Raw genomic sequence first — 24,982 nt, forward strand, 5'->3', positions numbered from 1 at the left:
CAGAAAGGCAACCAGTGCCCCGCTTAGACATGCCCCTGCCCGAGCTCACGCAGTACCGCCCCGCGGTCTCCGAACCGGCCGACTTCGACGCGTTCTGGCAGCGCACCCTGGCCGAGTCCCGGCTGCATCCGGCCGAGCCCCGGCTCACCAGGGTCGACTCGCCGCTGAGCGAAGTGGAGGTCTACGACGTCACCTTCAACGGCTTCGCCGGTGACCCCGTCAAGGCGTGGTTCATGCTCCCCGTCGACAGGGCCGGGTTGCTGCCGGCCCGGTTGCCCGCGGTGGTCGAGTACAACGGTTACGGCGGCGGCCGGGGCTTCCCGCACGAGCACCTCGGCTGGGTGGCCAGCGGCTACGCCTACCTGTTCATGGACACCCGCGGGCAGGGCAGCGGCTGGGGCTCCGGTGGCGACACCGCCGACCCGCACGGCAGCGGACCGGCCGGGTCCGGCTTCATGACCCGCGGCATCCAGTCACCCGACGACTACTACTACCGGCGGGTGTTCACCGATGCCGTGCGCGCGATCGACGCCGTGCGCACGCTCGACAGGGTCGACCCGGACCGGGTGTCGGTGTGCGGCGGCAGCCAGGGCGGTGGCATCGCCATCGCGGCCGCGGCCCTCTCCACCGGCCTGGTTGCGGCTATGCCGGAGGTGCCCTTCCTCTGCCACTTCGAGCGCGCCGTCGGAATGACCGGCAACGACCCGTACCAGGAGGTCGTGCGCTACCTCGCGGTGCACCGGGACGAGGTCGAGCAGACCTTCGCGACGCTCTCGTACTTCGACGGGGTCAACTTCGCCAAGCGGGCCACCGCTCCCGCGCTGTTCTCGGTGGGGTTGCTCGACCCCGTCTGCCCGCCGTCCACGGTTTTCGCCGCGCACAACCACTGGGCAGCGGATGCCGACATCGAGGTGTACCCGTTCAACGAGCACGAGGGCGGCCAGGGCCACCACTTCGTGCGCCAGGCCGCCTGGCTGGCCCGCCAGCTGGCCGGGTAGCCGCCCGCCGGTGCCAACTGGCCCGCCGGCCGGCTCAGCGCGGCGGCGGGATCTCGCCGGAGCCGCGGTGGATCAGCCGGGTGGGGATCTCGACCTGCTTGGTGAACGAGTCGGGGTCCGCCAGGTGCTCGAGCGCCAGCCGGGCGGCGGTGCGGCCGAGTTCCATCGGGTCGTAGGCCACGACGGAGATGTCCAGGGCGTCCGCCAACTCGAAATCGTCGAAGCCGATGAACGCCACCGGCGGCTCGAGATTGCGCAGCACCCGCACGGCGCCCGCGCTGCCGCGGTTGTTGCCGGCCACGATCGCCGTCGGCGGGTCCGGCAGGTCGAGCAGGCTCTGCACGGCGAGCTCCGGCGAGATATCGGGGTCATCGTCGAGGCGTTCCCACTGCGCGGTCTCGGTGACGCCCACCTCGCGCAGCGCCTCGCGGTACCCGGCCAGGCGTTCCCGCTGGGTGTACATCGCGGACGGGTTGGAGATGAAACCGATCCTACGGTGGCCGATGGCCGTGAGTGAGCGCACCGCGTCCGCCATACCTTGGCGGTTCTGCAGCACCACGGAGTCGGCGACGAGGTTGCGGGCCGGTCGGTCGACGCTCACCACCGGGGTGCCCAGCTGGCGTTCGCCCTCGAGGTAGGACTGGTCGTCGGCGATGGGGATCAGCAGCAGCGCCCGCACCCGTTGCGAGATCAGGGCGTCCACGACGCGTTCCTCGCTGTCCGGTGAGTCATCCGTCGTGGCGAGCACCATGGTGAGACCGCGGAGCGCCAGTTCGCGTTCGATACCGGCCGCGACGTGGAAGTAGAACGGGTTCTTCAGGTCGCCGATCACGAACGCGACGGTGTTGGTGACTCCCCCGCGGCGCAGGTTGCGGGCCAGGTTGTTGGGCCGGAAGCGCAACCGCTTGGCGGCCTTGAGAACCCGCTCCCGCGTGTCCGACGAGACGTTGCCGGCACCGGCGAAGACCCGCGACACCGTCTTGGAGCTCACTCCCGCGAGCATCGCCACGTCGGCCAGTGTCGCGCGCGATTGTGTTGTCATGAGATCCCCTTCGATCCGCGAGCAGTCCAAAACCGGCCAGATCATCGCCATGTCAACGTAAGACATTTTGCAGACATTGGCAAGAGTTTTTTGATCGATGAACCCGTGAGTTCCCCGCTATTTCAACGATCAACGGCACCCAAGTGCGAATAGGACAACTTCGGACAGCGCTGACATTTTTGTTTGACGGCCCGCCAAAACCGGGCCTAGCATGAGGCCCAACAGCAACACCAGAGATCCACGGGCGGGAAGTCGCGGTCGTGTCTCAACGGGTCAATGGTGATACCGATTAGGAGAAAACCGATGGCAAAGAAGCTCATCATGGGGGTAGCCGCTCTGGCGGCCACCGCACTACTAGCAGGATGCTCCGGGTCGGCCCCGGCAGACGAGGGCGAGATCACCGGGGAGATCACCGTGATCACCCAGCGCACCGACATCGTCGACACCGTGTTCAAGGACTACGCCGCCCAGTTCGAAAAGGCCTACCCCGGCACCTCCGTCAAGTTCGAGGCCATCAAGGACTACGAAACCGACATCTCCACGCGGTTGTCCTCGGGCAGCTACGGTGACGTGCTCCTCATTCCCAGCACCGTCACCAAGGTACAGCTGGCACAGTTCTTCGAGCCGCTGGGTTCCCTGGAGGAGATGAGCGAGACCTACCGTTTCGTCGCCGAGAAGGCCTACGACGACCTCGCCTACGGCGTCGCCATCACCGGAAATGCTCAGGGCATCGTCTACAACAAGAATGTCTGGGCCGACGCCGGCGTCACCGAGATGCCGACCACCCCCGATGAATTCCTCGCCGACCTCCAGCTCATCAAGGACAACACCGACGCGGTGCCGTACTACACGAACTACGGCGACGGCTGGCCGCTGAGCCAGTGGGACGGCAACCGGGCCGCGACCGGCGACAAAGACGCGTCCATCACCCTCGTCGAGTCCGACGCCCCGTGGGCGACCGGCGAGTACCACGAGATCGCCGACGGGCTGCTCTACGACATCGTCGCGCAGGGCCTGAGTGAAGAAGACCCCACCACAACGGACTGGGAATCGTCCAAGGGCGGGCTCGGCAGCGGCGAGATCGGCTCCATGGTCCTGGGCTCCTGGGCCATCACCCAGATGCAGGATGCCGCGGTGACCGCCGGCGGATCGGCCGAGGACATCGGCTACATGGCCTTCCCCAGTGCCGTCGACGGACAGTCGTACTCCACGATCGGTGGCGACTACCAGAACGCCATCAGCATCAACTCGAAGAACAAGGCCACGGCCCGCGCCTGGATCGACTGGTTCGCCCAGGAGTCCGGCTACGCCACAGACCAGGGCGGGCTCTCCCCCGTCGTCGACGGCCCCGCCCCTGACGCCCTCGCCGACTTCACCGCCAGCGGGGTCGAATTCCTCGAGCTCACGCCGGTGCCGGCCGACCAGGCCACCCTGGAGAACGACATCACCAGCGAGTCCGAGATCGACCTGACCGGCCCGCTCTACCGCCAGAGGATCGTCGACACCGCCCGCGGTGCCGCCGACGGCGACAAGGCGTCGCTCTTCGCCGACCTGAACGCTGCCTGGGCCAAGGCCAAGGCATCCGTCGAGGGCTAGCCCCCGTCCCCACCCGCACCACCAGGGGAAGTCCGCAGTAACAGCCGGCCGGCCGGGCATTCAACGGCCGGCCGCGCTCTGCCCAGACCGACACTGCCCCAGGCAAAAGAAAGGACGCTCGGTGTCTCAACAACTGGCCCCAGCGAAAGCGCCGGACCTGTTCAGCCGGTTCTCGAACCGCTTCATCCGCACCACCATCAGCGCAACCGGCAAACGCAAAGACTCCATCGTCATGCCGTGGCTGTTCCTGGCCATCCCGCTGGCCCTGCTGATCACGTTCACCTATATCCCGGTGGGCAACATGATCTGGTACAGCTTCACCTCCTGGGACGGCCTGGACAAGACCAAAGACGTCGTCGGGCTGAACAACTTCGTCAAGATCTTCACCGATCCCAAGTACTGGCAGGTCTTCGTGGTCAGCCTGTACTACTTCGGGGCGTCGTTCCTGCAGATGGCCCTGGCGCTTTACTTCGCCACGATCCTCAGCTTCAAGACCCGGTTCCGCAACCTGTTCAAGGGCATCCTGTTCTTTCCCTACCTGATCAACGCCGTCGCCATCGCGTTCATCTTCCTGTTCTTCTTCCGCCCGGGCGGCACCCTCGACGCCGTGCTCGGCTTCGTCGGCCTCGGCGAGCTCTCCACCCAGTGGCTCGGCAACCCGGATGTGGTCAACTACTCCCTCGCCGGCGTCGCCATCTGGCGCTACATCGGCCTCAACTTCGTGCTCTTCCTCGGCGCGATCCAGTCGATCCCCGGCGAACTCTACGAGGCGGCCGACCTGGACGGCGCGAACAAGTGGCAGCAGTTCCGCTACATCATCGCCCCGGGCATCCAGCGCATCATCAGCCTGTCCTTCATCCTGGCTATCGCCGGCAGCCTCTCCGCGTTCGAACTGCCGTACATCATCACCGGCGGCACCAACGGCAGCATGACCTTCGTCATCCAGACCATCCAAACGGCCTTCGTGTACCGCAAGGTCGGACTCGCCTCGGCGATGGCGGTCATCCTGCTCATCATCGTGCTGCTCGTCACCTGGCTGCAGCGCAAGGTCGTCCCCGACGAGAAAGTGACGTTGGCCTCATGATCAGACATCTCGGCACCACCGGGAAGTACCTGTCCCTCGTTCTCGGTTCGCTCGTCGCGCTCGTGCCCATCATCGTGATCCTGTTCGCGTCGCTGAAGAGCAACACCGAGTACGCCACCACCGGTCCCCTGGTGCCGCCGTCGAACTGGTTCAACTTCGCCAACTTCGCCACGGCCTTCGTCGACGGACGGATGATGCTCGGGTTCCTGAACACCTCGATCATCGCGGTGATCTCGGTCACCGGCACCATCCTGATCGGCACCATGGCCGCGTACGTGCTCGACAGGTTCGAGTTCCGCTTCAAGAAGGTGGTCTTCGGGCTCTTCCTCGTGGCCACCCTGGTGCCGGCCGTCACCACCCAGGTGGCGACCTATCAGGTGGTGAACTTCTTCCACCTGGTGAACACCCACGGGGCGGCGATCATCCTGTTCATGGGTACCGACATCCTCTCGATCTACATCTTCATCCAGTTCATGCAGTCGATTCCCCGGTCGCTCGACGAAGCCGCCATGCTCGACGGCGCGAGCCGGTTCGGGGTGTACTGGCGCATCATCCTGCCGCTGCTCGGCCCCGCCATCGCCACGGTCGTCATCATCAAGGGCATCGCCATCTACAACGAGTTCTACATCCCCTACCTCTATATGCCCGCTCAGGACCTGGCCGTGATCAGCACCTCGCTCTTCAGGTTCCAGGGACCGTACGGCGCACAGTGGGAGATCATCGCGGCCGGCATCATGATCGTCATCGTGCCGACCCTGATCATCTTCCTGTTCCTGCAACGATTCATCTACAACGGCGTCACGTCCGGAGCCACCAAGTAATGTCTGGAAACCCGTAATGTCTGCACACACCATCCCCTCGTCCTCCCTTGCCCCCGTCACCCGGTTGCTCGACACCGACTGGAGTGTCACCGCTCTGGACGGACCGGTGCCGGCGAGCATCCGGCGCCTCACCGTGCCGGCCACCGTGCCCGGCTCCGTGCACACCGACCTGCTGGCCGCCGAGCTGATTCCCGACCCGTACCTCGACGGCAACGAGCAGCTGCTCTCCTGGATCGGGCTGACCGACTGGCGCTACAGCACCACCTTCGCCTGGAACCCGGCCGGCGCCGAGAAGACCGAGCTGGTCTTCGCCGGGCTCGACACCATCGCCGAGATCGAACTGAACGGGGTGTCGCTGGGCACTACCCGCAATATGCACCGCAGCTACCGCTTCGACGTGAGCGCCCGCCTCACAGCCGGCCTCAACGAGCTCGTGGTGGTGTTCCGCTCCCCCATCAAGGCCGCGGATGCCGCGAGCCTGGACCTCGGCTACCGTCCGCACGTGAACCACCACCCCTACAACGCCATCCGCAAGATGGCCTGCAGCTTCGGCTGGGACTGGGGCATCGACACGTCCACCTCCGGGCTGTGGAAGCCGGTGACCCTGGTCAGCTGGTCGACCGCCCGGCTGGCGAGTGTGCGCCCGATCGCCACGGTGTCTGACCCGACAGGGCCGACCAGCACCGGGCTGGTGGACGTGCACGTGGAGGTGGACCGCGCGACGGAGACCCCGGTCAGCGTCACGGCATCCGTCGCCGGCGTCAGCCGCACCGTGGAACTGCCGGCCGGAGCGTCCCGCGCCACCGTGAGCCTGAGCGTGCCCGATGTGGACCTGTGGTGGCCGCTCGGCTACGGTGAGCACCCGCTCTACGAGCTCGAGGTCACCCTGCGCGCGGCCGACACCGCGGTGGAACTGGACCGGTCGAGCACCCGGATCGGCTTCCGCACCGTCGAATTCGACACCACCCCCGACGAGAACGGCACCCCGTTCACCCTGGTCATCAACGGCCAGCCGGTGTTCGTGCGCGGCGCCAACTGGATCCCCGACGACGCCTTCCCGCACCGCGTCACCAAGGCACGCTACCTGGACCGGCTCACACAGGCCGAGTTCGCCAACATCAACCTGATCCGGGTGTGGGGCGGGGGCATCTTCGAGAGCGACGACTTCTACGACCTGTGCGACGAGCGCGGCCTCCTCACCTGGCAGGACTTCCTGCTCGCCTGCGCCGCCTACGCCGAAGAGGCCCCGCTCGGTCACGAGATCGAGGCCGAGGCCAGGGAGAACGTCGCCAGGCTCGCCGCGCATCCGTCGCTCGTGGTGCTGAACGGCAACAACGAGAACCTCTGGGGCTTCGAGGAATGGAACTGGAAACTGCGCCTGGACGGCAAGACCTGGGGCGGCGGCTTCTACTACGACGTGTTTCCCGCCCTGGTCGCCGAGCTGGCCCCGCACATCGGCTACACGCCCGGCAGCCCGTTCTCCCCGGTTGCCGGCACTGCCTCCAATGACCTGCACCCCAACGACCCCGAGCACGGCACCATGCACATCTGGGACCTCTGGAACCAGCGCGACTACCCCGCATACCGTGAGTACCAGCCGCGCTTCGTGGCCGAGTTCGGCTGGCAGGGCCCGCCCACCTGGTCGACCCTGACGGAGTCGATCCACGATGTGCCGCTGACCCCGGAATCGCCGGGCATGCTCGTGCACCAGAAGGCCATGGAGGGCAACGTCAAGCTCACCGACGGACTGCTGCCGCACCTGCCGCTCCCCGACGAGATCGGCGACTGGCATTGGGCGATGTCCCTGAACCAGGCCACCGCCATCAGCACCGCGATCGAGCACTTCCGCTCGCTGTCCCCGCACTGCATGGGCAGTATCGTCTGGCAGCTCAACGACTGCTGGCCGGTCACCTCCTGGGCCGCCGTGGACGGCTACGGCCGGCCGAAGCCCCTGCTGTACGCGATCAAGCACGCCTACGCCGACAGGCTGGTCACCATCCAGCCCCGCGAGAGCGGCCTGGCCGTCATCGCGGTCAACGACTCCGCCGACACCTGGAGCGGCGAGCTCCTGGTGCGGCGGTACACAGACACGGGAGCCGTCCTGGCCGAGCACGCCGAGCGGGTCACCCTGCCGGCGCGGTCGAGCGTGACCGTGCCGCTGCCCGCATCCGTGTCCGCGGCAACGTATGCGGCAGCGGAGCTCCTCCGCGCCGAGCTGACCGGGGCGCGTGGGCACTGGTTCTTCGCCGAAGCCCGAGACAGCACCCTGACACCGGGCACCCCCAAGGTGAGCGCCGTGCGCACCGCCGACGGCTACAGCGTGCGGGTCACCGTTCCGGTGCTGACCCGCGACCTGGTCTTGTTGGTCGACAAGGTCGACCCGGACGCCCTGGTCGACGACATGCTGGTCACCCTGCTGCCCGGCGAAAGCGTGGTCTTCACGGTCACCTCTCTGCTCGAGGTCGACCCGGCAGCTTTCACGGCGCCGGGTGTGCTGCGCAGCACCAACCAACTGGTGCGGCGGTGAGGAACAAGACCGGCCCCGATGCGGCATCCGTTCTCACCGAACCGGTCTGCGGCATGACCTGGGGCTGGACGGGCGTTCGGGGAACCTGGGCGACCCCGGCGGCCGCCGACTCGATGCGGCTCATGGCCGACCTCGGCGTGAACTGGACCGCCCTGGCCTACGCGGCGTTGCAGGAAACCGCCCAATCGGAGGAGATCCCGTTCGGCGACGCGCCGACGGTAACCGACGACGAGGTGCGCTGGGCCATCCGCGAGGCCAAAGCGCACGGGCTCAAGGTCTGCCTCAAGCCCGTGGTCAACTGCGCCGACGGCACTTGGCGCGCCTACATCGGCTTCTTCGACTGGGAGGTGCCCGGCGAACCCGGCTGGACCGCCTGGTTCCGGTCGTACACGGCGTTCATCCTGCATGCCGCCCGGCTCGCCGAGGAGGAGGGCGCAGAGATGCTCTGCATAGGCTGCGAGATGGTGCGCGCCGACGGCCAGGATGCGCGCTGGCGCACCCTGATCACCGCGGTGCGCGAGGTATACAGCGGCCTGGTGACTTACAACTGCGACAAGTTCCAGGAGGACCACGTCTCCTGGTGGGACGCCGTCGACGTGATCACGTCCAGCGGCTATTACCCGATCGATAGCTGGGACGAGCAGCTGGATCGCATCGAGCAGGTCGTGACGGCCACCGGCAAACCGTTCTTCTTCATGGAGGCCGGCTGCCCGAGCCGCACCGGGTCACCCGACAAGCCCAACGACTGGGCCCTGCCAGGGGTTCCCTCCGGCGCCGAGCAGCTGCGCTACTACGAGGACATGTTCGCGGCCACCGGTCGGCGAGAATGGATGCGCGGCTTCATGCTCTGGGACTGGCCGACGACCCTGTACGCGGCGGCCGATGCGGCGCAGAATGACGACTACTGCGTCTACGGCAAACCCGCCGCAGACTTCCTGGGCCGCCAGTACCGGGCCTGGCTGGCCGCACCGCCCAGTTCCGCACCGCCCAGTTCCACACTGCTCAGTTCAACACCACCCGCACCCGTACGACCCGCACCCGTACGACCCGCACCCGTACCACCCGCAAGAACGGACCACCCATGAGTGTCGACTCCAGCTCCCTCACCATCGACGCCGGCCAAACCGGGATCCGGGCGCGCCTGCACACCGGGAACGGCGAGTGGGTTCCGTTCGAATTCGGCGGGATCCGCACCGACAGTGCCCTGATCCCCCAGCTCGGCGAGGTCGTCGCCTCCGTCGCGTCAGCGACCCGGCAGCCGATCGTCACCGTCAGCGCCGGCATCTCCGGCTTCTCGAAGGCCGAAACCGACCCGCGCGAACTCCTCGCCGCCGGCGCGGCACTCGGGGTGCGCGAGGTCTTCCTCGCCCACGACTCCGTCACGAGCTACCTCGGCGCCCTCGGGGACGAGCTCGGCGTGGTCGTCGCCGCCGGCACCGGCGTGGTCACCCTCGCGGTGGGTGCGAACGATGTGGCCCGCATCGACGGGTGGGGCAACCTGATCGGCGACGCCGGCAGCGGCTACTGGCTCGGCCGCGCGGCCCTGGACGCCGTGATGCGCGCCTACGACGGCCGCGGCCCCGCAACGGCGCTGTCCGCCGTCATGCGCCGGGAGTTCCCCCACATCGAAATGGCCTACCTCGAGCTGCAGGCCGATCCGCTGCGAGTGAGCCGCATCGCCGCCTACTCCCGTCAGGTCACCGAACTGGCCGCAACGGATGCCGTCGCCGCCGCGATCTGCGCCGGAGCCGCCGCAGAGCTGGTGCTCTCGGCCGCCACAGGGCTCCGCCGGGTCGGCGAAGACACCGGCCCGTCCCCCGTGGTCTGCGGCATCGGCGGGGTGCTGCGCGCCCCCGAGATCGCCACCCGGTTCGAGCGGGGTCTGCGCGAGCTGTGGCCAGACGTCGACATCCGCCCCGCCATCGCCAACGCCCTCGACGGCGCCGAGTACCTGGCCCGGCTGGCCCCCACCAGCGCCCTGCGCGACCGCATCGCCAGCTCGATCGGCTAGCGCCGGCAGGCCGGATTGTCAGTCGGCTAGCCCAGCTGGAGCAGGGCGGCCTCGAAGGCCACCCAGGGCAGCATGGCGCACTTGACCCTGGCCGGGTACTTGGAGACGCCGGCGAACGCCGCGGCGTCGCCGAGCACCTCTTCGTCGGGTTCGATGGTGCCGCGGGAGCGCAGCATCTCCCGGAACAGATCGAGCATGACCAGCGACTCGGCGACGCTGGCGCCGCGCACGGTGTCGTTGAGCACTGAGGCCGACGCCATCGAGATGGAGCAGCCGACGCCCCGCCAGGCGAAGCCGTCGATCCGGGCATCCGCCCCGGCGCCGGACAGGGCCACCCGCACGGTGATCTCATCGCCGCAGGTGGTGTTCACCTGGTGCGACTGGGCCTGGCGCAGACCGGCGGCGGCGGCGGCCGCTGCCGCGTCCTCGTCGAGCTCCGACAGCTCGGCGACGGCGCCGTGCGCGGACTTCGCGTGGTCGAGGATGATCTGCTGGTACAGCTGCTGCATGGCGGACGAGGTCATCGGGCTACTCCGAAGAACGGGCCGACCTCGGCGAGCACGGCCAGGAACTGGTCGACCTCGTCGTCGGTCGTGTACAGGTAGGTGCTCGCGCGGGTGGACGCGGTGACGCCGAGTTTCTTGTGCAGCGGCTGGGCGCAGTGGTGCCCGACCCGCACGGCGATGCCGGCCTCGTCGAGGAACTGGCCGACGTCGTGCGCGTGCACGCCGGCGACATCCACCGCGGCCAGGCCGATGCGTTCGACCCCGAGTCCGGGGCCGAGCAGCCGCACGCCGGGGATGGCGGTGACGCCCTCGACGAGCCGGCGGCCGAGTTCGGCTTCGCGGGTGCGGATGCGGCCCATGCCGGTGTGGCTGAGGTAGTCGACCGCGGAGGCCAGCGCGATGGCCTGGGAGATGCGCTGGGTGCCGGCCTCGAACCGCTGCGGCGGGGTGAGGAACTCGGCGCCCTGCATGTCGACGGTGGTGATCATGGACCCACCGGTGAGGAACGGCGGCATCGCGGCGAGCAGCTCGGCCTTGCCGTAGAGCACGCCGATGCCGGTGGGGCCGAGCATCTTGTGCCCGGAGAACACCGCGAAGTCCACGTCGAGCGCGGTGAGGTCCAGGGCAAGGTGCGGCGCCGACTGGCAGGCGTCCAGGAAGACCAGGGCGTCGACGGCGTGGGCCATGGCCACGAGCTCGTCGATGGGGTTGATGGTGCCCACCACGTTGGAGGCGTGGGTGACGGCCAGCAGCCGGGTGCGCGGGTTCAGGATCTCGGCGGCGGCGGCCATGTCGAGGGTGCCGTCCGGCAGAACCGGGATGAAACGGAGGGTGGCTCCGGTGCGAAGCGCCAGCTGCTGCCAGGGGATGAGGTTGGAGTGGTGCTCCATCTCGGTGACGACGATCTCGTCGGCGGACCCCAGCTTGAAGCGGGCGGCGGCGGCGCCGCCGAGGCCGAGGGACGCGTTGGAGAACGAGTACGAGACGAGGTTCACACCCTCGGTGGCGTTGGAGGTCCAGACGATCTCGTCTTCCCGGGCGCCGACGAACGCGGCGACCGTGGCGCGGGCGGCCTCGAACACCTCGGTGGCGGCGAAGGCCAGGGTGTGCGCGCCGCGGTGCACGGCGGCGTTCCGCTGCTCGTAGTACTCCTGCTCGGCCTCCATCACGCTGATCGGGTTCTGCGAGGTGGCACCGGAGTCGAGGTAGGCCAGCGGATGCCCGTTGACGAGCTGGTGCAGCACCGGGAAGTCATTGCGAATCCGCAGCACCTCATCGGAACTCAGAGTCTGGTCGGCCAGGCTCCCGTCAGGCAGGCTCTCGTGATGCGGAGCCTGGTCACGCGCGGGGGCAGAGGGTGGTGCGACGAACGTCATACTTCAGGGTACCGCCACAGGCCGGGCCCCGGCAGAGGATGACGGCGGGATACGAAACGCCGGCGCCGGCCGTCCTGGCGCGGTTCAGGCCTAGGCTGGAAGCCAGCAGAAAGGGCCACCATGCCGCACGCTCCCCTGGTTTCGCCGGGACCGCCGCTCACCCCGGCCCAACGCCAACGCTACGCCCGACAGGTCTCGCTCGAGCAGGTCGGCGATCTCGGTCAGCGCCGCCTCGCGGCCGCCAGGGTGCTGATGATCGGTGCCGGCGGGCTGGGCTCCCCGGTGCTCACCGCCCTGGCCGCCGCGGGCGTCGGCACTCTCGGCATCGTGGATTCCGACAGCGTGGAGGTCTCCAACCTGCACCGCCAGACCATCTACACGATGGCCGACCTGGCCCGCCCCAAGGCCGAGGCCGCCGCGGCCGCCCTGCGCGCGCACAACCCGCTGATCGAGGTCGTGGCGCATCAGACCCGCCTGACGGCTGCCAACGTGCTCGCCCTGATCGCCGACTACGACATCGTCATCGACGGCACCGACAACTTCGCCACCCGCCACCTCGCCCACGACGCCGCGGCGCTGCTGCACAAGCCGTACATCTGGGGCTCCGTGCTGCGCTTCGACGGCCTGGTCACGACGTTCTGGGTCGACGGGCCGGCCGACGGCACCCGCCTGGAAGACCTGTTCCCGAGCACCCCGGGCGCCGACGAGGCCGAAACCTGCGCCATGGCCGGAGTGCTCGGCTCGGTGTGCGCCAGCGTCGGCGCCATGATGGCCACCGAAACGCTCAAACTCATCGTGGGCTTCGGCGAACCCTTGTTCGGCCGGCTGCTCGTGCACGACGGCCTCGACGCCTCCTGGCGGGAGGTGCCATACGGTGCGGCCGCCGCGACAGGTGTGACCGGCCCCCTCGAGCCGGCCGCGGCCGCCGACCCGCCCCGCGACACCAGCCACAGCCAGGTTCACACCCACCCGATCCCGGTGCAGGCGCGCCCCGGCGCACCGGTACCCGACGAGGTCACCTCGGCCGAGCTCGCCGGCCTGCTCGCCGACCGGCAGGCGGGGCTCGCCGACTTCGTGCTCGTGGACATCCGGGAGCCGTGGGAGCGCGACATCGTCGCCATCGACGGATCGGCGCTGGTGCCGATGGCGCAGCTGCTCACCGACGAGGCCCGCACGGTGATGGAACCCGACGACCGCGTCGTCCTCTACTGCCACCACGGCGCCCGGTCCGAGTACGCCCGAGAGGTGCTCCGCGACAACGGCTGGTCGGCGGTCACCCACCTCGCGGGCGGCGTCGACGACTGGGTGCGGCAGATCGAACCGGACAAAGCGCGGTACTGATCTCGCCGCACGTTGAGACAGCAGTAGGAGAGCCGGCTGGCGTCCCGGTCGAGGTGGGCAGCACCGAGGGTGATGCCCGCACTGGCGCCTGGCCCGTGGAAATCGCGGGGTGGTTGCCGGGTGGGCGCCCGGTTATGGTGTGCGCAACGGGCACGGTAGAACGTCCCGAGAGAGCACGGCAAGAGAGGTGGTCATCATGGGCGATGACAAACATCCAACCGGGAACACGGCGACGGGGTCGCGCGGCAGCGACGAGGGCGTCGACCGTGGTTTCCTCGGCACCCTCGACCCCCTGATCGTCCACGCCGCCGACGGCCGGGTGGTCTGGGAGATGGAGTCCCTCGCCTTCCTGGCCGGTGCGGGGTCGGAGAATGTGCACGACGGTCTCTGGCGGCAGAGCGCCCTGACCGCCAGGCACGGCCTCTACCTGGTGACCGAGGGCATCTATCAGGTACGCGGCTTCGACCTGTCCAACATGACTCTCGTCGAGGGCGACCATGGGGTCATCGTGATCGACCCGCTCATCTCGGCGGAGACCGCGGCGGCCGCACTGGCGCTGTACCGCAGCCATCGCGGCGACCGCCCGGTGTCGGCGGTCGTGTACACCCACGCTCACGCCGACCACTTCGGCGGCGTGCTCGGTGTGATCGAACCCGACACCGGCATCCCCATCGTCGCCCCCGAACACTTTCTCGACAACGCGGTGTCCGAGAACGTCTACGCCGGAACCGCGATGTTCCGCCGCGGCTACTACTACGACGGGCACCCACTGGCCCGGAACGCCGCCGGCCGAATCGGTATCGGCCTTGGCGCCGGCGCGTCGACAGGCAGCATCGGCCTGGTCGTGCCCACCCTCGACATCACGGCGACGGGCCAGGAAGAGGAGCTCGACGGCGTGCGGATCGTCTTCCAGCTCACCCCCGGCACCGAGTGCCCGTCGGAGATGAACCTGTACTTCCCGGCGCAGCGCGCCCTGTGCATGGCCGAGAACGCCACCCACACCATGCACAACCTGCTCACCCTGCGCGGGGCGCAGGTGCGCGACCCCCGCATGTGGTCCCGTTACCTGAGTGAGGCCACCGAACTGTTCGGCCACCGGTCCGACGTGGAATTCGCGTCGCACCACTGGCCGACCTGGGGAACCGACGCCATCGTCGCCTTCCTCACCGAGCAGCGCGACCTCTACGCCTACCTGCACGACCAGACCGTACGACTGATGAACCAGGGCCAGACCGGTAGCGAGATCGCCGAGGACTTCGAAATGCCGCCGTCGCTGGCCGGGAAATGGCACACCCACGGCTACTACGGGTCGGTGAGCCACAACGTCAAGGCGATCTACCAGCGCTACCTCGGCTGGTACGACGGCAACCCGGCGCACCTGTGGCAGCATCCGCCGACGGCCGCGGCCACCCGGTACGTCGATGTGATGGGCGGCGTCGCAGCCACCCTCGAGCACGCCAGGCGCTACCTGGATGCCGGTGATCTGCGGTTCGCCGTGGAGCTGGCCAGTCACGCCGTCTTCGCCGACCCCGGTGACGGCGCGGCCCGCGAACTGCTGGCCACGGGCCTGGAGCGGCTGGGCTTCGGCGCGGAGAACGCCACCTGGCGGAACGTCTTCCTCACCGGGGCGACCGAGCTGCGGTACGGCGTGGGCCGCAACGACCTCGAGGCCGGCGGTCTGCTCGACGTGCTCACCGTCACCCAGCTCTTCGACACCCTGGCGATCCGGCTGGTGGGGCCCCGGTCGTGGAACGAGGGCTTCGCCATCAACTGGGTGATCACGGACACGCGGGAGCTCTACAGGCTGGAGCTCAGCCACGGAGCGCTGATCCACTATCCGATCGACAGACCCCGCCCGGCGGACCTCAACGTGCGCATCACCCACGCCCGGCTGGCCCAGGCCGTGGCCGGCGGCTCCTTCAGCGGGGTGGACATGACCGGGGACGCCGGCGTGCTGCCGAGGTTGTTCGCGCTGCTGGACAGCCCGGATCCGACCTTCGCCGTTGTGACGCCGTAGCGCCCTGACCCTCCGGACAGGTCAGCCGCCGGCGAACGGCGGCAGGACGTCGAGCCTGTCGCCCTCGTTCAGCACGCGGGCGCGGTCGGTGGTGGCCGTTCCGTTCACGATGAAGGAGCAGCGGGCGAAGACGGCGGGCGAGCTACTGCCGAGATCCGTCAGGAAGGCGCCGATGGTGGCCCCGGCCGGCAGGTCGCGGGTTTCCTCAGCTACCCCCTTCGCCGCCTTGGCCGCGGCGTAATAGCGCACCTGCACCTGCATGGTGATGAACCCTTCGTCGGTGGGCGGGCCGTACCTACCGGCCCGTTCGTCCAGCCTACGACGGGTCACCACTCCGGAGCGGCGCGCAGGGCGTAGTGAAGCTCGACCAGGCCGTCATCGAAGCTCTGCGCACCGCGCAGGTCGAGAACGGCCGGGTCGGAGTCGGCCGGGAACACCCCGCGGCCGGCGCCGATCACGACGGGCATCACCACGAGGCGCACCTCATCCACCTCGCCGGCGGCGAAGAAGGCCCGGCTGAGGCTCAGGCTGCCCCACAGCACGACGATGCCGCTGGTCTCGGCCTTGATCCGGCGGATGGCCTCGACGGCGTCGCCGGACTCCAGGGTCGCCGCGGGCAGGTCGCCCCACGGGGCGTGGCTGAGCGTGCGGGAGAACACGTGGCGACGCAAAGCGTTGAGTGGGCCGGTGAGGACCTCGTCCGCCGCTTCCGGTGTGGGCCAGTAGCCCACGAACATGCGGTACGTGTTGGCGCCGAGCACCATTGTCTCGACGCCCTCGAGCCACGCCAGCTGGCTCCGGTCGAATTCGTCGGTGCGGCCGTCGAGAAGTTCGTAGGCCGTGAACTCGTTGTCGAGGTTGGCCGCGAAGCCGTCGAGGGTCACGAACTGCTGCACCACGAGGTGTCCCATGAGTTGCCCTTCCGTATGAGAGCCCGTCCTACGGCCCGTGTATTCGAGGCACGATACGCCCGGGCCGAGCCGCCTTCAAGCAACCGGGCTGCGCCGGCCGCCGCCGGAGCCGGTGCACACACGGCTTCGCGGCGGCGAACTGCGGCAAGATGGTGGCATGAGCGCGCGAACGATCGACCAGCACCGGGAGGCCGTGGCGGCGCTTCTCGCACCGCTCTTCCACAACCGCGCCGCTGAGGTGCTCCCCCTCTCGAGTGCTCGACTGACCGGTGACCCCGACAGCTACCGGGACAGGTCCCTCGCGATCGCCGTCGACTCCCCCGTGGCGCTGCCCCCCTTCGACAACTCACAGATGGACGGCTATGCCGTGCGCGCCGGGGACCTCGCGGCGGCCTCGGAGCTCACACCGACCACCCTGACCGTGGCCGACCGGATCGCCGCGGGTGACCCCGCCGGGCAGCTGGCGCCGGGCACCGCCGCCCCGATCATGACGGGCGCGCCGATCCCGGCGGGCGCGGATGCCGTGGTGCCGATCGAGCAGGCCGATCCGCCCCGCTTCCAGCCGCAGGACCCCGACGGCATGTCTCCCGAGGTTCAGAGCGTCTCGTTCCGCGCCGCCGTTCCGGTCGGCGGGTTCGTGCGCCCGACCGGCAGCGACGTGCACCCCGGTGACAAGCTCCTCGACGCGGGAACCCGGCTCGGCCCGGCCCAGTACGGGGTCCTCGCCGGGACCGGGCTGACCTCGGTTTCCGTGCTGCGGCGTGTCAGGGTCTTGCTCATCGCGACCGGCCACGAGATCCGCGAGCCCGGCGAGAACCTGGCCGCCGGCCAGATCTACGACTCCAACAGCGTCATCCTCGGCCAGGCCCTGCGGGATGCCGGCTGCACGGTGACCGCCCGGCCGTGCCGTTCCGACGATGCCGCCGACCTCCTCGCCCTCCTCGCCGAGGCCCCGGAGGTGGACCTCGTGGTCACCGTCGGCGGCGTCAGCGCCGGGGCCCGGGAGGTGGTGCGCGACGCGCTGGGCCCCCTCGGTGTGACCTTCCAGCACGTCGCGATGCAGCCCGGCGGCCCGCAGGGGCTCGGCGCGATCGCGGTGCCGATCAACACTGTGCCGATCAACGCTGTGCCGAGCACCACCGTGCCGATCACCACCGTGCCCGTGATCACCTTCCCCGGCAACCCGGTGAGCGCCCTCATCTCGTTCGAGGTGTTCCTGCGGCCGGTGCTGCGGCGCCTGGCCGGACTGGCGAGACCCGACCGGGAGTTGCGGAGCGCCCCCCTCGCCGCGCCGGTGGAGTCGCCGGCCGGCAAGCACCAGCTGCGGCGCGGCATCCTGCGCCCAGACGGCGCCCTCGAACTGGTGGGCGGTGCCAGTTCGCACCTCCTGCACGCCTATGCCACCGCGACGGTGCTCGTGCACCTGCCCGTCGGGGTCGGCAGTGTCGCCGCGGGCGAACCCGTGGACTATTGGAGTATCGATGACTGAAACACCGTCCGACAACACCCCGGCCCCGCCCGGCCGGCTCAGCCACGTGCGCGCCGACGGCGCCGCCCTCATGGTGGACGTGACCGACAAGCCCGTCACCAAACGACGAGCCACCGCCACGGCCACGCTGATCACCCGGCCCGACGTGATCGCCCTGCTGATCGCCGGCGAACTACCCAAGGGCGAGGCCCTCGCCGTGGCCAGGGTGGCCGGCATCATGGGCGCCAAGCAGACCTCGGCGTTGATCCCGCTCTGTCACCCCCTCCCGCTCAGCGGTGCCACCATCGACTTCGCTCCCGGTGACGATCGGGTGCTCATCAGCGCGACGGTGAAGACCACCGGGGTGACCGGTGTCGAGATGGAGGCGCTGACCGCGGTGTCCGTGGCGGCGCTCACCCTGTACGACATGATCAAGGCCGTGGACAAACACGCGGTGATCACCGACATCAGGGTGCTGGCGAAGTCCGGCGGCAAGAGCGGCGACTGGAGCACCGAGTGAGCGCGACCGTCGGGCCGAGCGGACGGCCCGGCGACGGGCGCACCGGGCAGGTGATCGTGGCGTCGACCCGCGCGGCCGCCGGCGTGTACACCGACCGCACCGGACCCGTCATCGATGCCTGGCTGCGCGAGCGCGGCTGGCTGGTCTTGGACCGGGCCGTCGTCGCCGACGGCGAACCCGTCGGCGACGCTCTGGCCGCGGCCATCGAAGCCGGCCTCGACCTGGTCATCACGACAGGCGGCACCGGCGTGAGCCCCACCGACCAGACCCCGGAGCAGACCCTGCCGCTGCTGGATCGCCAGCTGCCCGGAATCATGGAGGAGCTGCGGCGGCGGGGCACGGCCGCCACACCGCTCGCCGTGCTCTCTCGCGGTTACGCGGGCATCGCCAGGGGCCGCACCGTCGTGATCAACCTGCCCGGTTCCACCGGGGGCGTGCGCGACGGGCTGGCCGTGCTCGCCGAGCTGCTCGACCACCTCATCGACCAGGTGCGCGGAGTCGACCATGCCGGCACGCCGGCCGCCGCCGACCACCAGGCCGCTCCAGCCAAGGCCTCATCGTCGAAGGCCCCATCGCCCAAGGCCGTACCCCGTACTGGCACACCCCCTAAGGACCCCCGACATGGCCACTGAGCCCACCCCGCACGTGCTGTTCGCCCGCGTCGACGACACCCCCATCACCGTCGACGAGTGTACGGATGCCGTGGCCGACGCCACAGCAGGCGCCGTCGTGTCGTTCGCGGGTGTTGTGCGCAACCACGACGAGGACCGCGGCGTGACCTGGCTGCGCTACAGCGCCCATCCGAGCGCCCAGACCGTGCTCGAGGAGGTCGCGCACGAGGTGGCCCTGGCCCACCCGGGCTGCCGGATCGCCGCCGCGCACCGGGTGGGCGATCTGGGCATCGGCGACGTGGCGCTGGCCTGCGCCGTGGCGTCCGCGCACCGGGCCGAGGCCTTCGCGGCCTGCGCCGCCCTGGTAGACGAGATCAAGGCCCGCGTGCCCATCTGGAAGGAACAGGGCTTCACCGACGGCAGCACCGAGTGGGTCGCCGCGCTCGGCTGACCCGTCCCCCGACGCCCCGCCAACGGTTCCCCCAACGGACAAATAATCCCGGTACACGGGCGCAGAAGTCCGCACGGGCAACAGGTGCACCCAGATCACGCCACAAAACTGGGCATCGGCTGAGGGCGGCCGGGCCGGTTTACACGACCGACACAATGCTGCGCTTGACTAGGGATGTCGGCGCCCGCGAGGGCGCCCCTCGGCGGGCCCACAGGCCCGGCGACACCCGGATGCTGCGCATCCACGACCTTGGGAGGCACGGATGGACCTGACCACCGTTGCGACCATCACGCAGGCCCGCACCCGCGCCGACCTGGCCGCCCTCGGCGAGACCGTGGTGCCGCTGGCCGGCGGCTCCGAACTCTTCGCCGACCCGCGCATCCACCTCACCGGCCTCGTCGACCTGCAGACCATGGGCTGGCCGGCGCTGACCACCGGCGCAGACGGACTCGAGATCGCCGCCACCTGCACCCTCGCCGAACTGTCGCGGATGCCCGCCGAGCCCGGCTGGGTCGCCCACCCCATCTTCCACCTGGCCTGCACGGCCCTGTTCGGCTCCTTCAAGGTCTGGAACGTCGCCACCGTCGGCGGCAACCTGTGCACCTCGCTGCCCGCGGGCCCGATGATCTGCCTCACCGCCGCCCTCGACGCCGAGGTCCTGATCTGGCACGCCGACGGCACCGACAGCCGGATGCCGGCCCTCGACTTCGTCACCGGCAACACCACCAACGTGCTCGAACCCGGCGACGTGCTGCGCTCCATCCACGTGCCCGCCGCCACGCTCACTGCCCGCACCGCGTACCGCAAGATCGCCCTGTCCCCCCTCGGCCGCTCCGGCGCCGTGCTCATCGGCCGCCTCGACACCGACGGCCGTTTTGTGCTCACCGTGACCGGCGGCACCGTGCGCCCGGTGCAACTGCGCTACCCCTCTCTGCCCGATTCGGCCGCCTTGGCCGCCGACATCGCAGGTCTGGACGCCTGGTTCACGGATGCGCACGGCGCCGCGGACTGGCGCCGCGCCATGAGCGGACTGCTCGGCGAGGAAATCCGCCAAGAACTGGCCGCGCCGGCAGACCCGCCCAGACCCGGCACCGGCGACGGGAGCCGCGCATGAAGCTGACCGTGAACGGCAACCCGATCGACGCGCCGGCCGCGGCCGGCCAGGCCCTGCGCACCTACCTGCGCCAGCAGGAACACTTCGAGGTCAAGAAGGGCTGCGACACCGGCGACTGCGGCGCCTGCTCGGTGCTCGTGGACGGCACCCCGGTGCACTCCTGCATCTACCCGGCCTACCGCGCCGAGGGTCGCGAGGTCACCACCGCCACCGGCATCGGCGGGCCGGAGACCCTGGCCCCGATCCAGCAGCGCTTCATCGACGCGGCCGGTTTCCAGTGCGGCTTCTGCACGCCGGGCATGATCGTGACGGCGTCGACCATCCAGGAGCACCAGCTCGACGACCTGCCCCGCCTGCTCAAGGGCAACCTGTGCCGGTGCACGGGCTACCGGGCCATCGACGACGCCATCCGCGACCGGCACACCCCGGCCGACGGCGGCTGCGGGCACGACCACGACCACCAACAGACCGCCGCCGGTGCAGCGGATGCGGCAACCCCCGACTCCGCAGCCGGCTCCGCACCGGTCGCCGCCCCGATCTCCGGCCTCGGCCCGGTGCGCCCCACCAAGCCCCGAACCACCGCGCGCACCTCCGCCACCGACGGCCGCGTGGGCGGCTCGCTCCGCGCCCCCGCCGCCGCCAGGGTGGTCAGCGGACAGGAGCCGTACACCCTCGACGTGGCCGTGCCGGGCCTGCTGCACCTCGCCGTGCTGCGGAGCCCGCACGCCCACGCCAGGGTGATCTCCCTCGACGACACCGCCGCCCGCGCCCTGCCCGGGGTGCACGCCGTGCTCAGCGCCGCCGACTCCCCCGCCGCCCTGTACTCCTCGGCCCGGCACGAGAGCCGGCTCGACGACCCCGATGACAGCCTGGTTCTGGACTCCGTGATGCGGCACCGCGGCCAGCGGGTGGCCGCGGTGGTCGCCGATTCCGTGGCCATCGCGGAGCACGCCTGCCGGTTGCTCGAGGTGGACTACGAGTTACTGCCCGCGGTCTTCGACCCCGCCGAAGCGCTGCGCCCCGGCGCCCCGCTGGTGCACGGCGAGAAGGATGCGACGATCAGCCGCCTGGCCGACCCGTCCCGGAACCTCGTCGCCGAGCTGCACGGCGAGTACGGCGATGTGACGGCGGCACTGGCCACTGCGCACACCGTGGTGACCGGAACCTGGCAGACCCAGCGGGTCGCCCACACCCAGCTGGAGACCCACGCCACCATCGGCTGGCTGGAGGACGAACGGCTCGTGCTGCGTACCAGCTCCCAGGTACCGTTCCTGGTGCAGAAGGAGATCAGCCGCATCTTCGACCTCGATCTCGAGGCCGTGCGGGTGTTCACCGCCCGCGTCGGCGGCGGCTTCGGCGGCAAGCAGGAGATCCTCACCGAGGACATCGTGACCCTCGCGGTGCTGAAGACCGGGCGGCCCGTGCAGTACGAGTTCACCCGCACCGACGAACTCGCCGCCTCGCCCACTCGGCACCCGATGCGGGTAGGCGTCACCCTGGCTGCCACGGGCGACGGCCGGCTCACCGCCCTGACGGTCGACGTGCTCTCCGACACCGGCTCATACGGCAACCACGCCCCCGGCGTCATGTTCCACGGCACCAGCGAGTCCGTGGCGCTGTACAACGTGCCCAACAAACGGGTGGATGCTCAGGCCGTGTACACGAACAATCCGCCGTCGGGCGCGTTCCGCGGTTACGGGCTGGGCCAGGTCATCTACGGGATCGAGTGCGCCCTCGACGAACTCGCCGTCGAGCTGGGCCTGAACCCGTTCGACATCCGCCGGATCAACTCGGTGCGCCCCGGCGACCCTCTTGTGGTGACCCATCAGGAGGGCGACGACATCGGCTTCGCCAGCTATGGCCTGGACCAGTGCCTCGACCTGGCCCAGGCGGCCCTGACTCGCGGCACTGGGGTGACCGCCCCGACCGGCGCCACCTGGCGGGTGGGCGAGGGCATGGCGTCGGCGATGATCGCGACGACCCCGCCGCGCGGCCACTTCTCGCAGGCGACCATCACCCTGGACCAGAATGGACGCTACCTGGTGCGGGTGGGCACCGCCGAGTTCGGCAACGGCACCACGACGGTGCACACCCAGATCGCGGCGACGGTGCTGAACACCGGCCCGGATCGCATCGAGATCCGCCAGTCCGACACCGACGCCGCCGGCTACGACACCGGCGCCTTCGGGTCGGCCGGGGTAGTGGTGGCCGGCAAGGCCGTGCACGGCGCGGCGCTCGAGCTGGCCGGTCTGCTGCGCGAGAAAGCGGCCCGACTCACCGGCATTGCGGCCGGGGACTTCGTCCTGGCGGCCGACGGACTGCGGGCCGGCGACGTGTTCGTGCCGCTGGCCGCGCTTTCCGGCCCGGACGGCCTCACCGGAACCGGCCGGGAGGACGGCGCCCGCCGTTCGCTGGCATTCAACGTGCACGCGTTCCGGGTGGCCGTGAACACCGCCACCGGCGAGGTGCGCATGTTGCAGTCCATCCAGACCGCGGATGCCGGCTTCGTGATGAATCCCGAACAGTGCCGCGGCCAGATCGAGGGCGGGGTGGCGCAGGCCATCGGTACCGCGCTGTACGAGGAACTCATCCTCGACGGCGCCGGCACCGTTGAAACCAGGGTGCTGCGCAACTATCACATACCGCAGCTGGCGGACCTGCCGGTGACCGAGGTGTACTTCGCGGACACCGCCGACGACCTGGGGCCGTACGGCGCCAAGTCGATGAGCGAGTCGCCGTACAACCCGGTGGCGCCGGCGCTGGCCAACGCGGTGCGCGATGCTCTCGGCATCCGCTCGTACGAACTGCCGATGTCGCGCGACCGCCTGTGGCGCCTGATGAACAGGGGCGCCTGACAGGCGGTCGCACGTGGCTCACAGCGCCAGGGCTAGGAGCTGATCGGCTTCATTTCCTTGCCGTGCATGGTCACCGCGTAGATCACCAAAACGTCGATGGCGATCATGGTGAGCGACCAGAGCGGGTAGGCGCCGAGGAAGGCGATGTTCACCAGGGCGCTTCCGAACGCCAGGATGACGGCGACGACTCGTGCCCACATCTGCCCCGCGAGCAGGGCGACGCCGGCCAGGATCACCACAGCACCCAGGATCGTGTGCACCCAGCCCCAGGTCGTGTAGTCGACCTGCACCACCAGTTCTTCCTGGCCGACGAGGTAATAGGTGTCCTGGAACAGTGCGACCAGGCCCTGGATGACGTGGAACGCGCCCATCATCAACATCATGACGCCTGCGAAGACTATCCAGCCGGTCCAGCCCGACGTACCGCTGTCGGTTGTGTAGTTGTTGGTTTCCGCCCCGGTCGTGCTGCCCGGTGCCTGCCGTGTGCTGGTCATGGTGACTCCTCCATTCAAGGGATTCGGTGAGCACGCTAATGCGCGGGCGCGCCCGATTCGTCCCCCGAATGGGGTGAGGGCTGAAGGAAAATCCCGGTCAGCCCGGAGGGGAATCGGTCGCGTCAGACCGAGGGGTGAATCGGGCCCTGCCGGTCCCGCAGGGGGGCGCCGGATGCCCCGGAGCGGGTGGCGAGAACCTCGGCGAGGATCGACACCGCCGTCTCCGCCGGGCTGCTCGCGCCGAGGTCCAGGCCGATCGGCGAGTGCAGCCTGTCGAGGGCGGCGGCGGAGACGCCCGCCTCTCGTAGGCGCAGCATCCGTCTTTCGTGGGTGCGCCGGGACCCCATGGCGCCCACGTAGCCGACGTCCAGGCTCAGGGCCGTGCTGAGCAGCGGCAGGTCGAACTTCTCGTCGTGGGTGAGCACGCACACCACGGTGCGGGCGTCGGTGTGGGTGCGGGCGAGGTAGTCGCTCGGCCACTCGACCACCACCTCCGCAGCGGTCGGGAAACGTTCCGGGGTGGCGAACACGGCGCGGGCATCGCAGACGGTGACCCGATAGCCCAGCAGGGTCGCGGCGGCCGACAGAGCGCCGGCGAAGTCCACGGCGCCGAAGATCAGGCAGCGCGGCGGGGCCTGGGCCACGAGGTAGAGCACCCGGCTGATCGCCCCGTCGCAGTCCACCGAGCCCAGGGTGGTCTCACCGGCGTTGACAGCGGCGGCCAGCTGCGCCCGGATGCGGCGTACCGAGTCGGCGTCGAGGCCGGCGGACTCCCCGCGGCCGGTTGCGCGGTCGGTTGCGCCGTCCGGTGCCAGGATCAGGCCGGTCCCCGTTCCCGCGACGACCAGGGCGAGCCCGGCGGCCTGGCCGGCCGCGGCTCGCTCCAGCTGGGCGCGCACCTCCGCGGTCATGGCGTTGCGCCCGGCCGGGGCGATCTCGGCGAGGAACACTTCGACGGTGCCGCCGCAGGACAGCCCTACGGCGAACGCGTCGTCATCGCTCACCCCGAATTCGGTGAGGTGCCCGCGGCCGGTCTCGAGCACCTCCTGGGCACTGTCGTAGATCGCACCCTCGACGCAGCCGCCGGAGATGCTGCCGAGTACCGCACCGGAGTCGGTGACGGCCATGGCCGTACCGAGGGTGCGCGGCGCGCTGCCGAACACCCGGGTCACCGTCGCCACGGCCACCCGGCGACCCTCCGCGAGGGCGTCCAGGAGTGCGCCGGCGATTTCGAGCACG

At 69.8% G+C, this 24,982-nt stretch carries 22 protein-coding genes; 15 read left to right on the forward strand and 7 right to left on the reverse strand.

The window, feature by feature from the left end:
- Positions 1-14: 14 nt before the first annotated feature.
- Complete coding sequence (locus E3O60_RS09410) at positions 15-998, forward strand: acetylxylan esterase (RefSeq protein ID WP_088455982.1); 984 nt, start codon at positions 15-17, stop codon at positions 996-998.
- A 34-nt stretch (positions 999-1,032) separates the two neighbouring features.
- On the opposite strand, the gene E3O60_RS09415 is transcribed toward E3O60_RS09410, so the two are convergent.
- The gene (locus tag E3O60_RS09415; protein WP_088455981.1) at positions 1,033-2,040 is read right to left on the reverse strand and encodes a LacI family DNA-binding transcriptional regulator; all 1,008 of its coding nucleotides are present in this window, start codon (positions 2,038-2,040) and stop codon (positions 1,033-1,035) included.
- Between the two features lie 303 nt (positions 2,041-2,343).
- Here E3O60_RS09415 and E3O60_RS09420 point away from each other — a divergent pair, with 303 nt between their 5' ends.
- The 6 genes from E3O60_RS09420 to E3O60_RS09445 all read left to right on the forward strand — a co-directional run bounded on the left by E3O60_RS09420 (position 2,344) and on the right by E3O60_RS09445 (position 10,079).
- The gene (locus E3O60_RS09420; RefSeq protein ID WP_088455980.1) at positions 2,344-3,636 is read left to right on the forward strand and encodes an ABC transporter substrate-binding protein; all 1,293 of its coding nucleotides are present in this window, start codon (positions 2,344-2,346) and stop codon (positions 3,634-3,636) included.
- A gap of 184 nt (positions 3,637-3,820) precedes the next feature.
- Entirely contained in the window at positions 3,821-4,720 is a 900-nt protein-coding gene (locus E3O60_RS09425; RefSeq protein WP_240632488.1) for a carbohydrate ABC transporter permease, read from the forward strand.
- Positions 4,717-5,541 (forward strand): carbohydrate ABC transporter permease, encoded by an 825-nt coding sequence (locus E3O60_RS09430; RefSeq protein ID WP_088455979.1) that lies wholly within the window; start codon positions 4,717-4,719, stop codon positions 5,539-5,541. The genes E3O60_RS09425 and E3O60_RS09430 overlap by 4 nt, the downstream gene beginning before the upstream one ends.
- A 16-nt stretch (positions 5,542-5,557) precedes the next feature.
- Positions 5,558-8,068 (forward strand): glycoside hydrolase family 2 protein, encoded by a 2,511-nt coding sequence (locus tag E3O60_RS09435; protein ID WP_134497878.1) that lies wholly within the window; start codon positions 5,558-5,560, stop codon positions 8,066-8,068.
- 53 nt (positions 8,069-8,121) lie between these two features.
- Positions 8,122-9,153, forward strand: a complete 1,032-nt coding sequence (locus E3O60_RS09440; RefSeq protein WP_241993241.1) for a 1,4-beta-xylanase — start codon at positions 8,122-8,124, stop codon at positions 9,151-9,153.
- Positions 9,150-10,079: a BadF/BadG/BcrA/BcrD ATPase family protein gene (locus E3O60_RS09445; RefSeq protein WP_134409067.1), complete on the forward strand. Its 930-nt coding sequence runs from the start codon at positions 9,150-9,152 to the stop codon at positions 10,077-10,079. Before E3O60_RS09440 ends, E3O60_RS09445 begins: the two co-directional genes overlap by 4 nt.
- Positions 10,080-10,105: 26 nt before the next feature.
- On the opposite strand, the gene sufU is transcribed toward E3O60_RS09445, so the two are convergent.
- Positions 10,106-10,603, reverse strand: coding sequence for a Fe-S cluster assembly sulfur transfer protein SufU (gene sufU, locus E3O60_RS09450; protein ID WP_134409068.1), 498 nt, complete (start codon positions 10,601-10,603; stop codon positions 10,106-10,108).
- Positions 10,600-11,961 carry an aminotransferase class V-fold PLP-dependent enzyme gene (locus tag E3O60_RS09455; RefSeq protein ID WP_134409069.1) on the reverse strand — a complete coding sequence of 454 codons (1,362 nt, stop codon included), beginning with the start codon at positions 11,959-11,961 and terminating at the stop codon, positions 10,600-10,602. Before E3O60_RS09455 ends, sufU begins: the two co-directional genes overlap by 4 nt.
- Positions 11,962-12,081: 120 nt before the next feature.
- On the opposite strand from E3O60_RS09455, the gene E3O60_RS09460 reads away from it, so the two are divergent.
- Together E3O60_RS09460 and E3O60_RS09465 are read left to right on the forward strand one after the other, a co-directional pair.
- Positions 12,082-13,302 (forward strand): ThiF family adenylyltransferase, encoded by a 1,221-nt coding sequence (locus E3O60_RS09460; protein WP_134409070.1) that lies wholly within the window; start codon positions 12,082-12,084, stop codon positions 13,300-13,302.
- A 196-nt stretch (positions 13,303-13,498) separates the two neighbouring features.
- Positions 13,499-15,319, forward strand: coding sequence for an alkyl/aryl-sulfatase (locus tag E3O60_RS09465; protein WP_134409071.1), 1,821 nt, complete (start codon positions 13,499-13,501; stop codon positions 15,317-15,319).
- Between the two features lie 21 nt (positions 15,320-15,340).
- Here the strand turns inward: E3O60_RS09465 and E3O60_RS09470 are convergent, their stop codons facing one another.
- Positions 15,341-15,649, reverse strand: coding sequence for a MoaD/ThiS family protein (locus tag E3O60_RS09470; protein WP_241993234.1), 309 nt, complete (start codon positions 15,647-15,649; stop codon positions 15,341-15,343).
- Positions 15,646-16,230: a dihydrofolate reductase family protein gene (locus E3O60_RS09475; protein WP_134497880.1), complete on the reverse strand. Its 585-nt coding sequence runs from the start codon at positions 16,228-16,230 to the stop codon at positions 15,646-15,648. The genes E3O60_RS09470 and E3O60_RS09475 overlap by 4 nt, the downstream gene beginning before the upstream one ends.
- A gap of 157 nt (positions 16,231-16,387) precedes the next feature.
- Here E3O60_RS09475 and glp point away from each other — a divergent pair, with 157 nt between their 5' ends.
- The 6 genes from glp to E3O60_RS09505 all read left to right on the forward strand — a co-directional run bounded on the left by glp (position 16,388) and on the right by E3O60_RS09505 (position 23,249).
- Positions 16,388-17,719 (forward strand): gephyrin-like molybdotransferase Glp, encoded by a 1,332-nt coding sequence (gene glp / locus E3O60_RS09480; protein ID WP_134497882.1) that lies wholly within the window; start codon positions 16,388-16,390, stop codon positions 17,717-17,719.
- Positions 17,712-18,218, forward strand: coding sequence for a cyclic pyranopterin monophosphate synthase MoaC (moaC, locus tag E3O60_RS09485; protein WP_134409073.1), 507 nt, complete (start codon positions 17,712-17,714; stop codon positions 18,216-18,218). The genes glp and moaC overlap by 8 nt, the downstream gene beginning before the upstream one ends.
- On the forward strand, positions 18,215-18,850 hold the full coding sequence (locus tag E3O60_RS09490; protein ID WP_134409074.1) for a molybdenum cofactor biosynthesis protein B: 636 nt from the start codon (positions 18,215-18,217) through the stop codon (positions 18,848-18,850). The genes moaC and E3O60_RS09490 overlap by 4 nt, the downstream gene beginning before the upstream one ends.
- Positions 18,840-19,280 carry a molybdenum cofactor biosynthesis protein MoaE gene (locus E3O60_RS09495; protein ID WP_174776720.1) on the forward strand — a complete coding sequence of 147 codons (441 nt, stop codon included), beginning with the start codon at positions 18,840-18,842 and terminating at the stop codon, positions 19,278-19,280. The genes E3O60_RS09490 and E3O60_RS09495 overlap by 11 nt, the downstream gene beginning before the upstream one ends.
- A gap of 262 nt (positions 19,281-19,542) precedes the next feature.
- On the forward strand, positions 19,543-20,394 hold the full coding sequence (locus E3O60_RS09500) for an FAD binding domain-containing protein (protein WP_088455969.1): 852 nt from the start codon (positions 19,543-19,545) through the stop codon (positions 20,392-20,394).
- Positions 20,391-23,249 carry a molybdopterin-dependent oxidoreductase gene (locus tag E3O60_RS09505; protein WP_134497884.1) on the forward strand — a complete coding sequence of 953 codons (2,859 nt, stop codon included), beginning with the start codon at positions 20,391-20,393 and terminating at the stop codon, positions 23,247-23,249. The genes E3O60_RS09500 and E3O60_RS09505 overlap by 4 nt, the downstream gene beginning before the upstream one ends.
- A gap of 32 nt (positions 23,250-23,281) precedes the next feature.
- On the opposite strand, the gene E3O60_RS09510 is transcribed toward E3O60_RS09505, so the two are convergent.
- Positions 23,282-23,743 (reverse strand): hypothetical protein, encoded by a 462-nt coding sequence (locus E3O60_RS09510; protein WP_134497886.1) that lies wholly within the window; start codon positions 23,741-23,743, stop codon positions 23,282-23,284.
- Positions 23,744-23,865: 122 nt separating this feature from the next.
- Positions 23,866-24,981, reverse strand: coding sequence for an XdhC family protein (locus tag E3O60_RS09515; RefSeq protein WP_134497888.1), 1,116 nt, complete (start codon positions 24,979-24,981; stop codon positions 23,866-23,868).
- Between the last annotated feature and the right edge of the window lies 1 nt (position 24,982).

The organism is Cryobacterium sp. TMB1-7, assembly GCF_004402435.1.
Classification (GTDB): Bacteria; Actinomycetota; Actinomycetes; order Actinomycetales; family Microbacteriaceae; genus Cryobacterium; species Cryobacterium zongtaii.